This is a genomic window from Herbaspirillum sp. GW821-FHT09A12, from assembly GCF_059418325.1.
The window spans coordinates 899,856-914,088 of the sequence record NZ_JBWKPR010000001.1 but is presented as its reverse complement, the minus strand read 5'-3'; the positions used below and the strand labels follow the sequence as shown (position 1 = coordinate 914,088).

Sequence of the window (14,233 nt, the reverse complement as noted above, 5' to 3'; positions counted from 1 at the left end):
TGTTCTTTTCAAAACACCGCCGGGCACTGCCGCGATAATCCGACGCATGCACAAGCTCATGGTTTATGTTTTGCGGCCTCTACATTAATGTCTTTACCAATACATTTCTAATGATTTTTTCAACGTAATGGATATGCTTTTCAGTATGTTTCTCCCTATGTAAAGAACTTTTAAGTTATCTGAACAAACCTTCCTTTTTAGCCCGTTGCCACCGCCTTTTCCGCGGCCACCGGTTTGCCCCGCAAGGCGCCCAGCGAGATCACCCTTTGCGCCACGCAGAATACAAACAGCAAGGCGCCGATGAAGATCTTGGTCCACCATGAACTGAGCGTGCCGTCGAAAGCGATCAGGGTCTGGATCACGCCGAGGATCAGCACCCCGGTCAGCGTCCCGGCGACGTAACCGTAACCGCCGGTCAACAGCGTGCCGCCGATCACCACCGCGGCAATCGCGTCGAGTTCGGCGCCTTGCGCGTGCAGGCCGTAGCCCGACAGCATGTAGAACGAAAACAGCACGCCGCCCAGCGCCGCGCAAAAGCCGGAGAAGGCATACACCAATACCTTGGTGCGGCCCACCGGCAAGCCCATCAGCAGGGCCGACTGCTCGCTGCCGCCGATGGCGTACACCGCGCGGCCGAAGCGCGTGCAGTGCGCCAGCCAGATGCCCAGCGCCAGCATCGCCAGCGCCACCACCACGCTGGGCGAGATGAACAGTTCGCCGAACTCGATGCGGGTCTGGGACATGGCGACGAACCAGGGATCGTCGATGGTGATGGAACTGATGCTGATCAGGTAGCACAGGCCGCGCGCCAGGAACATGCCGGCCAGCGTGACGATGAAGGCCTGCAACTTGAAGTAATGGATCAGCCCGCCCATGGCCGCGCCGAACGCCGCCCCCAGCGCCAGCACGGTGACGATCACCAGCAGCGGATGCCAGTGCGCCGTCTGCAGCAGCCAGGCCGCGACCATGGTCGACAGCGCCAGCACCGAGCCCACCGACAGGTCGATGCCGCCGGACAGGATGACGAAGGTCATGCCGATGGCCACCACCAGCAAAAAGCCGTTGTCGATCAGCAGGTTCAGCATCACCTGCGGCGACAGGAAGCCGTCATAGCCCGCCGCGCCCAGCAGCAGCATGAGCGCCAGCAGCGCCACCGTCACCGCCGAAGTGAACCACGGCGCGCGGGAAGCGCGGCGCAGGGAATCGATTGTGCTCATGATTTGGCTGCCTTGAAGATGCGGCGGAATTCCGGCGATTGCGACAGGCAAACCAGGAACACCACCAGCGACTTGACCACCATGTTCACCTCGGGCGGCACGCCCAGCGAATAGATGGTGTAGGTCAGGGTCTGGATGATGAGCGCGCCGATCACGCTGCCCACCAGGCTGAACTTTCCGCCGGCCAGCGACGTGCCGCCCAGGGTGACGGCCAGGATGGCGTCCAGCTCCAGCAGCAGGCCGGCGTTGTTGGCGTCGGCGCTCTTGATGTTGGAGGCCACCATCAGCCCGGCCAGCCCGGCGCAGAAACTGCAGAAGATATAGACGAAGAAGATCAGCGCGGCGGTGCGGATGCCGGCCAGGCGCGACGCCACCGGGTTGATGCCGACCGACTGGATGAACAGGCCAAGCGCGGTCTTCCTCATCAGCACCGCCAGCAGCACGAACATGCCCAGCGCGATGTAAAGCGAGAACGGCAGGCCGAACAGGTAGCCGCCGCCGATGAAGAAGAACGGCTTGTAATAGACCGTAATGATCTGGCCGTCGGTCAGCAGTTGCGCCAACCCGCGCCCCGCCACCATCAGGATCAGCGTGGCGATGATGGGTTGCAGGCCGAGCACCGCCACCAGCAGGCCGTTCCAGGCGCCGCACAGCAATGCCGCGCCGATCGCCGCCGCCAGCGCCCAGGCCATCGGCACGTTGCTGACGTATTGCGAGACGCCGTCGACCACCACCATCTTGCCGCCGATCAGCAGCGCCGCCGCCGCGCCGGAGATCGCCACCACCGCCCCCACCGAAATGTCCACGCCGCGCGTGGCGATCACCAGCGTCATGCCCAGCGCCGCCAGCATCAGCGGCGCGGCGCGGTTGACGATGTCGACCAGCGCGCCGTAGAGGTGGCCGTCCTTGATCTCCAGCCGGAAGAAGCCCGGCACCAGGAAAAAGTCGATCAGCAGCAATGCCGCCAGCGCGGCCAGCGGTCGCAACAGCGGATGGCGTATGGCCCGGGCCAGCAACGCCTGCAAGTCGTTATCGGCCATCGCCGTTTCAGGTATCAATTTGGAATCCATGGATGCGCTCATGCGGCCTCTCCCGCGATCACCTGCAGCACCGACTGCTCGTCGAGTTCGCCGCGCTGGTATTCGCCGCAGGCGCGGCGGTCGCGCAGCACCAGCATGCGGTCGCTGCAGCGGATGACTTCCGGGATTTCGGAAGAGATGAACAGGATGGCCATGCCCTTGCGGCACATCGCGATGACGAAATCCATGATCTCCTGCTTGGCGCGCACGTCGATGCCGCGCGTGGGTTCATCCAGGATCAGCATGCCGGGGTCGGTGGCCAGCCAGCGCGCCAAGAGCGCCTTTTGCTGGTTGCCGCCGGAGAGCAAGCCGATCGGGGTTTCGAGGTCGGCGGTCTTGATGCCGAGCCACTTGACATAGTCGGCGGCGATCCGGTTCTGGCGCTTTCTTGACAGCACGCGGAACAGGCCCTGGCGCGCCTGCAGCGCGAGGATGATGTTCTCGCGCACCGACAGTTCCAGGATCGCGCCCTCCTTCTTGCGGTCTTCCGAGCAAAAGCCGATGCCGGCGGCGATGGCGTCGCGCGGCACGGCCAGCCTGACGTCGCGGCCGCCGATGCTCAACGTGCCGCTGTCGGCGCGCTCGGCGCCGAACAGCAGGCGCGCCATCTCGGTGCGGCCCGAGCCGAGCAAGCCGCACAGGCCGAACACTTCGCCGCGCCGGAGGTCGAGGTCTTGCGGCGCCAGCATCCCCTTGCGGCCGAAACCGCGCGCCTGCAGGAACAGCTCTCCCGTGCCCGAGGACGCGGCCGACAGCTCGGCGGCCAGCGCCTCGGCGCCGGCTTCCACCTTGCGCTGGTCGAGCGCCACCACGCCGACCATCTTGTTGACCAGTTCCAGGCGCGACAGCTCCGCCACCGGGTATTCTCCCTCGCGCACGCCGTTGCGCAGCACGGTGATACGGTCCGATATCTCGTAGGTCTGGTCGAGGAAATGGGTGACGAACAGGATCGCCATGCCCTGCTCGCGCAGGTGGCGCAATACCTTGAACAGTTGCTGCACCTCGGCCTCGTCGAGGCTGGAAGTCGGTTCGTCCAGGATCAGTATCTTGGCCGACACCGACAACGCGCGCGAAATCGCCACCATCTGCTGGATCGCCAGCGGATAGGACGACAGCTGCGCGGTGACGTCGATCTCGATCTGCAACTGCCGCAGCAGGCGGCGCGACTCGGCATGCACCGTCTTCCAGTCGATGCGGCCGAAGCGGCGCGGATAGCGGCCGATGAAAATGTTTTCCGCCACCGACAGATTGGGGCAGAGGTTGACTTCCTGGTAGACGGTGCTGATGCCCAGCGCCTGCGCCTGCAGGGTGGACGCCGGGGCAATCTCGCGCCCGTCCAGCGCGATGCGCCCGGCATCGGGTTCGTAGACGCCGGTCAGCACCTTGATCAGCGTCGACTTGCCCGCGCCGTTCTGCCCCATCAAGGTATGCACTTCCCCGGGAAACAAGCGCAGGCCCACATCAGTGAGCGCTTTTACGCCGGCGAAAGCCTTATGGATACCGCTCAGTTCCAACATGGGGCGCGCCTGCGCCCCGACAGCCATCGTCATCACAACTCCTGCCATAAGAAACCAGATCCGCCAAACCGCAATCCCCCGTCGTCCTGACGAAAGTCAGGATCCAGCGTCGTTCAACAGCCATCGAGACACGACGAAAGCCACTGGATCCCGGCCTGCGCCGGGATGACAGGGGAATTGCAACGGCATCAGCGCATCATGCCGCCACGCTCAATACTTGCGGTTCGGGAATTCCTTGGCCGCGACTTCGGCCGGGAACACGCCTTCTTCGGTCGTAATGCGCTTGGGCACTTCCTTGCCGGCCTTCACGTCCTTGGCGATCTGCATCAACTGCGGGCCCAGCAGCGGGCTGCACTCGACGGTCACGTTGAGCTTGCCGGCCATCATGGCCTCGAACGCGCCCTTCACGCCGTCGATGGAAATGACCAGGATGTCCTTGCCCGGTTTCAGGCCGGCTTCTTCGATCGCCTGGATGGCGCCGATGGCCATGTCGTCGTTATGCGCGTAGAGCACATTGATCTTCTTGCCGTCGGCCTTGAGGAAGGCTTCCATCACTTCCTTGCCCTTGGCGCGGGTGAAGTCGCCGGTCTGCGAACGGATGATCTTCAGGCGCGGATCGGACTTGATGGTTTCCTCGAAACCGGCCTTGCGGTCGATCGCCGGGGCCGAGCCGACGGTGCCCTGCAGCTCGACGATGTTGATGTCGCCGGCCGGCAGCGACTTGGCGCGCTCCAGCAGCCAGCGCGCGGCGCGGCGGCCCTCTTCCACGAAGTCCGAGCCGATGAAGGTCACGTACAGCGACTTGTCGGAGACATTGACGGCGCGGTCGGTCAGGATCACCGGGATCTTGGCGGCCTTGGCTTCGCGCAGCACGGTTTCCCAGCCGGATTCGACCACCGGCGAGAAGGCGATCACGTCGACCTTCTGGGCGATGAAGGAGCGGATCGCCTTGACCTGGTTTTCCTGCTTCTGCTGCGCATCGGCGAACTTCAGGTTGACGCCGGCCTGCCTGGCCGCATCCTTGATCGACACGGTGTTGGCGGTGCGCCATTCGCTTTCGGCGCCCACCTGCGAGAAGCCCATGGTCAGCGGCTTGTCAGCCGCGAATGCGGGCAGGCCCGCGATGGCGCTGCCCAGGCCCATGCAAATGGCTGCGCCCAGAAGCGCTCTTCTCTTGGTTTTCATTGCTTGTCTCCGTTGGCTGGAAATCCTCGGATTTCCTTGTTATGTGCAAGAAGTGCGTGCGCTGCGCCGGCAGTACTTTTGACTTTTTCGAGATATGGGCGCGGCGGTGCGGTCTCAAATTGAGGAAAAACCTTAGTCCGTCAATTCGCGCTCAATATTAGGAGAGCGAAAAATATCTATCCAATGAATTTTTAATGGAATCCGATATCGTTTCGCGCATCGTTGGGCGAAGCGGATGCGCGCCGTGCGAAAACCGTTTTCAACCACCGGCCGCTCTCGATTTTGATATCGCTAGCGTTCTTTTTTTCATTATTCCGCGTTGGGGGCCGGTGATAGCATCGGCCTGTTTTTTTGAAGCGCATTGCATGATGATAAGAGTGTGGCGTTTCTTGAGTACACCTTTATCTTCTTGTGAAATGGCTTCTGCCGGGGCAGGCACACGATGCCTTCCATTTGCGGCATTTCATAACAACATACGAGACACCATGCCTTCCCGCGCAACCGACGCCACCCGTGCCAGCGCCCAGGCGCTGCCGGAAATTTACACCCTGCAATCCGGCCGCCAGCGCCTGCATGTCATGCCTGAACTGGGCGGCAGCGTCGCGGCCTGGGACTGGCACAAGGACGGCCAATGGCTGCCGCTGCTGCGTCCCTGGGATGCCGCTTCGCGCGACCTCTACAGCACCGCCTGCTTTCCGCTGCTGCCCTGGTCCAACCGCATCACCGAAGGCGGCTTCGCGTTCGGCGGCAAGCAGCATGCGATCAAGCCCAACCGCGCCGGCGAGCCTTACCCGATCCATGGCGACAGCTGGCTGCAAGCCTGGAGCGTGGCCTCGCATGCGCAAGACCGCATGACGCTGGAACTCGATTCCCGATATTTCGACGGCAACCCATATGCCTATCGCGCCCGCCAGCTGTTCACGCTGCGCGAGAATGCGCTGGAAATCGAACTGCGCGTGACCAATGCCGGCGCCGCGGCCTTGCCCTTCGGCCTGGGCCTGCACCCTTACTTTCTCTGCGACGCCAGGACGCGCCTGCAATTCCGCTCGCGCGGCGCATGGATGTCCGGCGCCGATCCCATCCCCACCGGCTTTACCCGCAACTTGCCGCCGAGCTGGGACTACAACCGCCCGGCGGCGCTGGACGGCCCGCTGATCGACAACTGCTACGAAGGCTGGGATGGCCTGGCCATGATCGAAGACCCCGCGCGCGGCTTGCGGCTGCAAATGCACACCCAGGACCGCAGCGGCTATACGCTGCTGTACCGGCCGCCGGGGCTGGGCTACTTCTGCCTGGAACCGATCACGCATCCGATCGATGCCTTCCACATGCCGCACCGTCCCGGCCTGATCGAGCTCGCGCCGGGCGAGGACATGGTGCTGCTGACCCGTTTTTCGGTGTGCGACCTGTGAGGCCCCGATGAGCAAGCCAACCGAGAACGACTGCGCCCTGATCGCGCTGGACTGGGGCACGTCCTCGCTGCGCTGCTACCGCTTCGATGCGCACGGCGGCGTGGCCGAGCGCCGCGGCCATCCCTGGGGCATCATGAACCTGCCGGTGGTGGAGGGCGCCGCGGCCAATCCCGCGCTGGCCTTTCGCAGCGCGCTGGAAGCGGCCTGCGGCGACTGGCTGGCGGCCGCGCCGGATGCGCCGCTGATCGCCGCCGGCATGGTGGGCAGCAAGCAGGGCTGGCGCGAAGCGCCTTACCTGACCGTGCCGCTTGCGCCCGACCGCATCGGCCGCAAGCTGCTGCGCATCGACACCGGCTTGTCGCGCCCGCTTTACATCGTGCCCGGCCTGCTGCAGGTATCGACGCTGCCCAATGTCATGCGCGGGGAAGAAACCCAGGTCATCGGCGCGCTGCAACAGTGGCGCGATGACGAGCTGCTGATCGGCCTGCCCGGCACGCATTCGAAATGGGTGCGCGTCACGCATGGCCGCATCCAGCATTTCGACACCTTCATGACCGGCGAAGTCTATGGCGCACTGTCGGCGCACACCATCCTCGGCCGCAGCATGCACAAACCCGATGCGCCCGAGGATACCGCCTTCATGCGCGGCGCCCGGGTGGCGCAAAGTGCCGAAGGCCAGGCCGGCGTGCTTTCCACCATCTTCAGTTGCCGCACGCTCGGACTGACCGGCGAACTGGAACCGCAAGCGCAGCCCGATTACCTGTCCGGCCTCCTGATCGGCCACGAGATCGCCGCGCTCAAGGGCATGGCCAACCATCATCCGCAACGCATCGGCCTGATCGGCGACCCGGCCCTGTGCCGCCGCTACCGGCTGGCGCTGGAGCTGTACGGCATGGGGCCGGTCAGCGTGGCCGAACAGGCCACCGAAGCCGGCCTGTGGACGCTGGCGCAGCATGCCGGCCTGGTCGGCTGAAGCCCATCCGCATCAACAAGGACAACATGAACAGCCATCCCAAACTACTCGAAGACGCCCTGCGCCGCACCGGCCTGATCGCCATCCTGCGCGGCCTGCGCCACACCGAGGCCGAGGCCATCGGCGCGGCCTTGTATGAAAGCGGCTTTCGCATCATCGAAGTGCCGCTCAATTCGCCCGAGCCGCTGGCCAGCATCGCCGCCTTGCGCCGCAGCCTGCCGGCCGACTGCATCGTCGGCGCCGGCACCGTGCTGAAGCCGGCGCAAGTGGAACAGGTCAAGGCCGCGGGCGGCGAACTGATCGTCATGCCGCACAGCGACGGCGCGGTGATCGGCGCGGCCAAAAGCGCAGGCCTGTATTGCGCGCCGGGCGTGGCGACCGTGACCGAAGCCTTCGCCGCGTTGGCCGCCGGCGCCGACGTGCTCAAGATGTTCCCGGCCGAACAGCTCGGCCCGCAGGTGGTCAAGGCCTGGCGCGCCGTGGTGCCGCGCGAGATTGCGCTGCTGCCGGTCGGCGGCATCGTGCCGCACGGCATGGCCGCGTTCCGCGAAGCCGGTGCTTCGGGCTTCGGCCTGGGTTCGGCACTGTACTCGCCGGGCCTGTCGGCCGACGAGGTGCGCCAGCGCGCGCAGGCCTTCGCCGCCGCCTGGCAGGCGCTGGCCTGAGGCATTGCGCACCTCATCCCTACCTCAATGACCTGGCCGCACGGAAGCGGCCTTTGCAGATTTACCCTGAACGGACAGAGCAATGAAAATCACCAAGATCAGCACCTTCATCGTCCCGCCGCGCTGGTGCTTCCTGAAGATCGAGACCGACGAAGGCATCGTCGGCTGGGGCGAACCGGTAGTCGAAGGCCGCGCCCACAGCGTGGCGGCGGCAGTCGATGAACTCTCCGACTACCTGGTCGGCAAGGACCCGCGCAATATCGAAGACCACTGGACCATCCTCTACCGCGGCGGCTTCTACCGCGGCGGCGCCATCCACATGAGCGCGCTGGCCGGCATCGACCAGGCCTTGTGGGACATCAAGGGCAAGTCGCTCGGCGTGCCGGTGCACCAGTTGCTGGGCGGCGCGGTGCGCGAATCGATCCGCGTGTATTCGTGGATCGGCGGCGACCGCCCGGCCGACACGGCCGCCGCCGCCAGGAATGCGGTGGCGCGCGGCTTCACCGCGGTCAAGATGAACGGCACCGAAGAGCTGCAATTCATCGACAGCTACGACAAGGTCGAACTGACGCTGGCCAATGTGCAGGCGGTGCGCGAGGCGGTCGGCCCGCATGTGGGCATCGGCGTGGACTTCCACGGCCGCGTGCACAAGCCGATGGCCAAGGTGCTGATCAAGGAACTGGAGCCGTACAAGCTGATGTTCATCGAAGAGCCGGTCTTGTCGGAAAACGCCGAAGCGCTGAAGGAAATCGCCCACCTGACCTCGACCCCGATCGCGCTGGGCGAGCGCCTGTATTCGCGCTGGGACTTCAAGCGCATCCTGTCCGAAGGCTACGTGGACATCATCCAGCCCGACGTCTCGCACGCCGGCGGCATCACCGAAACGCGCAAGATCGCCGCCATGGCCGAAGCCTACGACGTGGCGCTGGCCCTGCACTGCCCGCTCGGCCCGATCGCCCTGGCCGCCTGCCTGCAGGTCGACGCCGGCAGCTACAACGCCTTCATCCAGGAGCAGAGCCTGGGCATCCACTACAACGAAAGCAACGACCTGCTCGACTACATCAAGGACAAAGACGTGTTCGCCTACGAAGACGGCTACGTCAAGATCCCGCAGGGCCCGGGCCTGGGCATCGAGATCAACGAAGACTACGTGCGCCAGCGCGCCGAAGTCGGCCACCGCTGGCGCAACCCGATCTGGCGCCACAAGGACGGCAGCTTCGCCGAATGGTGACGCTGCGTCCGATAACCTCTCCTCAGTAGTACTTCAAGCCCGGTTCCGACCTTGTCGGCCGGGCTTTTTTATGTTGCACGCGCGCATCGTGCAAATCTCCCGCGAAGCGGCTAGAATATACGAAACACTTACATTTAATATATCGCCTACACCATGGGAATCGTCAAGATATCGGACCAGATGCACGATAACGTGCGCATCGCAAGCAGCGCCCTGAACCGTTCCATCAATGCCCAGGTCGAGCACTGGTTGCTGTTGGGCATGCTCTCGGAACTGCACCCCGGGCTGGCCCACAGCGAGGTCTCGCAATTGCTGGTGCGCGACCAATTGGCGCGCGAGCATGGCGGCGTGCCCTCGATACAAGAACTGATCGATGCCGGGCGCGCCCCGGCGGGCCAGGACAAAACCAAAGGCAAGGCAGCGCCCGCGGCGCGCCGCAAGACTGGAAAAGAGTACGCATGAGAAAAGTAAAACTGCGCGGCCCGGCCGAAATCGCCCAGGCGCGCGCGGCCGGGAAACTGGCTGCCGAAGTGCTGCAAGTGGTGGCCGAACATGTGAAGGCCGGCGTCACCACCGACGAGCTGGATCGCATCTGCCACGACCATATCGTCAAGGTGCAAAAAGCCAAGCCCGCCAACATCGGCTACCACGGCTTTCCCAAGACCATCTGCAGCTCGGTCAACGAGGTGATCTGCCACGGCATCCCTTCGCGCCAGACACTGAAGGATGGCGACATCATCAATATCGACGTGGCCGTGATCAAGGATGGCTGGTACGGCGACTGCAGCCGCATGTATTTCGTCGGCCAGCCCGGCGCCGCCGCGAAGAAGCTGGTCGAAACCACCTATGAAGCAATGTGCGCCGGCATCATGGCGGTACGCCCCGGCGCCACGCTGGGCGACGTCGGCCACGCGATCCAGTCGGTGGCGCACGGCGACGGTTTCTCGGTGGTGCGCGAATACTGCGGCCACGGCATCGGCACCATCTACCACGACGAGCCGCAGGTGCTGCATTACGGCCAGCGCGGCGCCGGCCTGCCACTGCAGGAAGGCATGATCTTCACCATCGAGCCCATGCTCAATGCCGGCAAGCGCCATTCGCGCCAGCTCGACGACGGCTGGACCGTGATCACCGCCGACGGATCTCTGTCGGCGCAGTGGGAGCATATGGTCGTCGTGACTGCCAGCGGCTATGAAATCCTGACGCCGTGGCCGGACGGTTTCGGCAGCTATCCGGAGATGGCCTTGCGCACCTGAGACGCAGGCAATTTCCGCTGAGCCGGCCTTGGGCGGGTGAGTATCCGCTGTAAAAGCCCCACCTTTGACTGCTAAATACACCACAGAGCCGCTAGAGACTCTGTGGCGCCTCTTAAAGGGGCAGCCTTGCGAAAGTCGGCGTCTGCGATACAATGTATCTCAATTTATCGCAACAGGAGGCCGTCATGGCTGCCACCACCACTATGATTCACGTTCGCGTGGACGAGAATATCAAGGCGCAGGCTGCGGAAACGCTGGCCTCGATGGGCCTGACCGTCTCCGATGCGATCCGGGTATTTCTGACCCGTGTCGTCGCCGACAAGGAACTGCCGTTCGCGCTCAAGGCACCGAACGCCACCAGCCGCGTCGCCATCACCGAGGCCAACGAGATCATCAAGAGCCGTCGCGCTCGCTTCAAAACCGCTGACGCTCTGCTGAATGACCTCGAAGAAGCCAGCCGCAAGTAAGCGGGCGAACCTACCTCGCGCGTCGGACTACACCAAGGACTTCCTCAAGGACTGGCAGCGCCTGTCCCACTCCGGCCGGTACGACATGAACCGGCTGAAAGAGGCCATGACGCTGCTGATCGCCAACGACGGGCCGCTGCCGCCTGAATGGCTCGATCACCCGCTGACGGGTGACTGGACAGGCCATCGTGAGTGCCACATCGGCGGCGACTTCCTGCTGATCTACACGCTGGACGACTCGGGCAAGAGCGGCTTGGTCGTTTTCGTGCGCAGCGGGACTCACTCCGAGCTGTTCTCGTGAGCTTTCATCCGCCCCTCGACCTTCAACTGACCGGCAACGTCGGACTGTACTACTGCTGATTACTCAAGCGGGCGCGCCTTGCAATAACGCCGCGATTTCCTCGGCCCGGGACGGGGACAGCGTTCCGCGCTGCACGGCCAGCGGGATGTTGCGCGCGGCCAGCTCCCGATACAGATTGGCCATCGGGAGGTCGATGGCTTCCAGCGCATCGAGATGCTTCCGGATCGTTCCGATGTCGCCACGCGCCACGCAGCCGCCCATGCCGCGGGCCAGGCCGCCGTCCATGGCCGCCGCCACGGTGCCCCGCAACAGGGGCAGCATGGCCTCCATGGCTTGTCGTTCGGTGGCGCCAAAGCGCGCCCAGAGTTCGGCGCCTTCCTTGAGCAGCGCGATCAGGAACGGGCCGACGTAATAAGCGGAAGCATGGTAAAGCGGACGTACTCCGGCGGGCAGGGAGAACGGCACGCAGCCAATGGCTTGCGCCAACTGCCGCAGCGCCTCCAGCAGCGGACCTTGCGCCTCGATACCGACGGTACATCCCGGCAGCCCCGCCAGCGCGACGTCCGGATTGGCGAACATTTGCATCGGATGAAAGCCGCCCACCCATGCCCCGGCATCCGCGGCGGCGGCCAGGGCGGCGACCTCGGTCGCCCCGGAGCAATGCGCTACCGCGCAACCGGGCCGCCACTGCACGCCGGCGCAAACCGGGGCGATGGCGTCGTCGCTCACCGTCAGGAACACGATAGTCGATTTGTCTGCCGCTTCCTGCGGCGTCTCCACGACTTGCGCAGCGGGGCAACGCGCGCGAAAGTCCGCCAGGTTGGCCGCGCTGCGGCTGCTCACCGCAACCACCTGGTAACCCGCGCCGGAGAATGCGCCGGCCAGGGTCTGGGCCACGCGGCCGGCTCCAACGAAACCGATGCGGGAAAGCATGCTATTGGCGTCCATGTTTGGCTCCTGGCCGGATGATTGAAGATGGAAGTGAAAGGCAGCTACCGTGGCAAACGGTTACCGCCGCTTAGGATTCTCCAGCGGCCGGGCGCCTTGCGGACAGCCGCCCTCCTCTGCCGCATGGCAAGGTACAAGCCGGCCGACACCATGGCCAGCGCACAGAGCAGCGCGGGAGACGGCCAGCGCCGGGCGATGGACAGCTCGATGAGTGCGGCCGTGATGGGCCCCAGCGCCTGGAATGCGGCCACCCGGCTGGCCTCCATCCGGGACAGGGCCCACAGCCAGCAAAAATATCCAATCCCGCTGGACAGGCCGATAAACGCCACATGGGCCCACTGGATGGCGTTGAGCGCGGGCGCCAGCGGCTGTGCGGTCAACAGGCAGGCGGCCGCAAGGAACACCACCGCGGCGCCCATCGCCAGGGCGCATGTGGGCAATGTCGGGTAGCGCCGCAGATACGGGCGATAAAGGATGCTGGTCACCGAGCCGGTCAACGTCGCCCCGAGCAAGGCCGCCAGCCCCCAGGCGCCATTTGCATGGAAGCCCGCCGGCCCCGATGGCGCGCCAAGCAAGTAAGCCACGCCCGACACCGCCAACACGACGCCGATCAGCTTGCTCAGGCTGTAGGCTTCACGCCTGGCGGCAATGGCCAGGCACATCGTGGACAAGGGCATCGTGGAAAACACCAGGGCGCAGGTAGTCGCCGAAAGGCTGGCCAGGGCGTAATTGAGCAGCAACATCAGGACTGCGAACTGGAACACGCCAAGAAGCGCTATGGCCGCCCCATCTTTTGGCGCAAAGCGGACTCGTTGCGACAGCCCGATTGGCACAATGAAGACGGCGATACCGATCGCATAGCGCAGAAACGCCAGGGTCGCGGCGGAGACATCGCCCGATACGGCCCGCGTGGACACCATCGCCGCGCCGACGAGCACCCCGGTTGTCGAGGCTGCGAGCACGGCCTTGGCGGAAGCATTCATATCAGGTCCCGGTGATGGCTGTCACGATGAATGTCACGATGGGCGCCGCGGACGCTGTCTGACGAAGCGCTGTTCCATGACCTCCCGCCCCCACTGGCTGCCGGGGGTCTCTTCAACACATGCAAAACCATTCGCTTCATAGAGATGGCGCGCGGCCAGCAGGCCGGAGAACGTCCACAAATGCGTTGCATCGAACCGGCATTCGTCGGCGTGCGCCAGGGCCGCGGCGAGCAGTTGGCGGCCGAGGCCGGCGCCGCGCGCGGTGTCGTCCAGGATGAACCAGCGCAAGTGGGCGATATTGCCGCCCAGGTCTTCGCCATCGATGGCAATGGAACCGACCATCCGGGCGCCTTGCATCGCAACCCAGATGGCATTGGCGGGATTGGCCAGGCGGTCGCAGAATTCGGCCAGCCCTTTGGCCACCACGGACTCGAAATGCTGGCCAAAACCGGACGTGCGCGCGTAGTACAGGGCATGCATCTGCGTGATCCTGGCGATGACGCCGGGCTGGTAGCCGCGCACGATCTTGCATGGCGGCGCGGACGGCGGCGCCGCATCGTCGGCAAAGGCGCCGGCGTACAGGCGCAGGCCATCCAGCACCAACTGGTCTTCGCCCGGCGCCAGGCGGGCCAGGGCCGTATTCACCTGGCGTCGGCCGAACGCATGGATTGCGCGCGTCCGGGCTTGTCCGGCTGCGGTCAGGTAGAGTTTCTTGGCCCGGGCGTCCGCCTCATCGATGGCCTCGACAATGTCGCCCGCCGCAATCAGCTTGTGCAGCATCCGGCTGACGCTGGATTTTTCCAGGCGCAGCATGGCGCCCAGTTCGCCGGCGCTCATGCCGGGCGTGCGATCCAGTTCGATCAGGGTGTGCACGGCGGAAGGCGACAGGGAAGTGCCGGCGAAGTCGCCGCCCATGAAGCCCAGTTCGCGCACCAAGGCCCGTGAGGCCGCCCGGATGCCTTCGACAATTTGAGGATTGCTCGCCACATTGCTTCCCAA

At 64.8% G+C, this 14,233-nt stretch carries 15 protein-coding genes; 8 read left to right on the top strand and 7 right to left on the bottom strand.

The features are described 5' to 3' along the window. Positions 1-197 precede the first annotated feature (197 nt). From yjfF to AC07N6_RS04105, 4 genes are all read right to left on the bottom strand, one after another. Positions 198-1,217 (bottom strand): galactofuranose ABC transporter, permease protein YjfF, encoded by a 1,020-nt coding sequence (gene yjfF / locus AC07N6_RS04120; protein ID WP_494781046.1) that lies wholly within the window; start codon positions 1,215-1,217, stop codon positions 198-200. Next, complete coding sequence (locus tag AC07N6_RS04115; protein WP_494781045.1) at positions 1,214-2,299, bottom strand: ABC transporter permease; 1,086 nt, start codon at positions 2,297-2,299, stop codon at positions 1,214-1,216. Before AC07N6_RS04115 ends, yjfF begins: the two co-directional genes overlap by 4 nt. Continuing rightward, complete coding sequence (locus tag AC07N6_RS04110; protein WP_494781044.1) at positions 2,296-3,846, bottom strand: sugar ABC transporter ATP-binding protein; 1,551 nt, start codon at positions 3,844-3,846, stop codon at positions 2,296-2,298. Before AC07N6_RS04110 ends, AC07N6_RS04115 begins: the two co-directional genes overlap by 4 nt. A gap of 177 nt (positions 3,847-4,023) precedes the next feature. Further along, a complete protein-coding gene (locus tag AC07N6_RS04105) occupies positions 4,024-4,998 on the bottom strand; it encodes an ABC transporter substrate-binding protein (protein ID WP_494781042.1) in 975 nt (324 codons plus the stop codon). A 485-nt stretch (positions 4,999-5,483) separates the two neighbouring features. Between AC07N6_RS04105 and AC07N6_RS04100 the strand changes: the two genes are divergently transcribed. The 8 genes from AC07N6_RS04100 to AC07N6_RS04065 all read left to right on the top strand — a co-directional run bounded on the left by AC07N6_RS04100 (position 5,484) and on the right by AC07N6_RS04065 (position 11,303). Then, a complete protein-coding gene (locus tag AC07N6_RS04100; protein WP_494781041.1) occupies positions 5,484-6,410 on the top strand; it encodes an aldose 1-epimerase in 927 nt (308 codons plus the stop codon). A gap of 7 nt (positions 6,411-6,417) precedes the next feature. Continuing rightward, entirely contained in the window at positions 6,418-7,383 is a 966-nt protein-coding gene (locus tag AC07N6_RS04095) for a 2-dehydro-3-deoxygalactonokinase (RefSeq protein WP_494781040.1), read from the top strand. Between the two features lie 26 nt (positions 7,384-7,409). Beyond that, positions 7,410-8,048, top strand: a complete 639-nt coding sequence (locus tag AC07N6_RS04090; RefSeq protein ID WP_494781038.1) for a 2-dehydro-3-deoxy-6-phosphogalactonate aldolase — start codon at positions 7,410-7,412, stop codon at positions 8,046-8,048. Between the two features lie 82 nt (positions 8,049-8,130). After that, positions 8,131-9,279: a galactonate dehydratase gene (dgoD, locus tag AC07N6_RS04085; protein ID WP_494781037.1), complete on the top strand. Its 1,149-nt coding sequence runs from the start codon at positions 8,131-8,133 to the stop codon at positions 9,277-9,279. A 153-nt stretch (positions 9,280-9,432) separates the two neighbouring features. Next, the gene (locus AC07N6_RS04080) at positions 9,433-9,741 is read left to right on the top strand and encodes a ParD-like family protein (protein WP_494781036.1); all 309 of its coding nucleotides are present in this window, start codon (positions 9,433-9,435) and stop codon (positions 9,739-9,741) included. Continuing rightward, positions 9,738-10,535 (top strand): type I methionyl aminopeptidase, encoded by a 798-nt coding sequence (map, locus tag AC07N6_RS04075; protein WP_494781035.1) that lies wholly within the window; start codon positions 9,738-9,740, stop codon positions 10,533-10,535. Before AC07N6_RS04080 ends, map begins: the two co-directional genes overlap by 4 nt. Before the next feature lie 185 nt (positions 10,536-10,720). Continuing rightward, positions 10,721-11,002 (top strand): type II toxin-antitoxin system RelB/DinJ family antitoxin, encoded by a 282-nt coding sequence (locus tag AC07N6_RS04070; RefSeq protein WP_494781034.1) that lies wholly within the window; start codon positions 10,721-10,723, stop codon positions 11,000-11,002. After that, entirely contained in the window at positions 10,974-11,303 is a 330-nt protein-coding gene (locus AC07N6_RS04065) for a type II toxin-antitoxin system YafQ family toxin (protein WP_494781033.1), read from the top strand. Before AC07N6_RS04070 ends, AC07N6_RS04065 begins: the two co-directional genes overlap by 29 nt. 63 nt (positions 11,304-11,366) lie before the next feature. On the opposite strand, the gene AC07N6_RS04060 is transcribed toward AC07N6_RS04065, so the two are convergent. From AC07N6_RS04060 to AC07N6_RS04050, 3 genes are read right to left on the bottom strand one after another with little or no spacing between them, the layout of a single operon-like run. Beyond that, positions 11,367-12,251 carry a Rossmann-like and DUF2520 domain-containing protein gene (locus tag AC07N6_RS04060; RefSeq protein ID WP_494781032.1) on the bottom strand — a complete coding sequence of 295 codons (885 nt, stop codon included), beginning with the start codon at positions 12,249-12,251 and terminating at the stop codon, positions 11,367-11,369. 44 nt (positions 12,252-12,295) lie between these two features. Beyond that, complete coding sequence (locus tag AC07N6_RS04055) at positions 12,296-13,234, bottom strand: DMT family transporter (RefSeq protein ID WP_494781031.1); 939 nt, start codon at positions 13,232-13,234, stop codon at positions 12,296-12,298. 33 nt (positions 13,235-13,267) lie between these two features. After that, positions 13,268-14,221, bottom strand: a complete 954-nt coding sequence (locus tag AC07N6_RS04050; protein ID WP_494781030.1) for a GNAT family N-acetyltransferase — start codon at positions 14,219-14,221, stop codon at positions 13,268-13,270. Between the last annotated feature and the right edge of the window lie 12 nt (positions 14,222-14,233).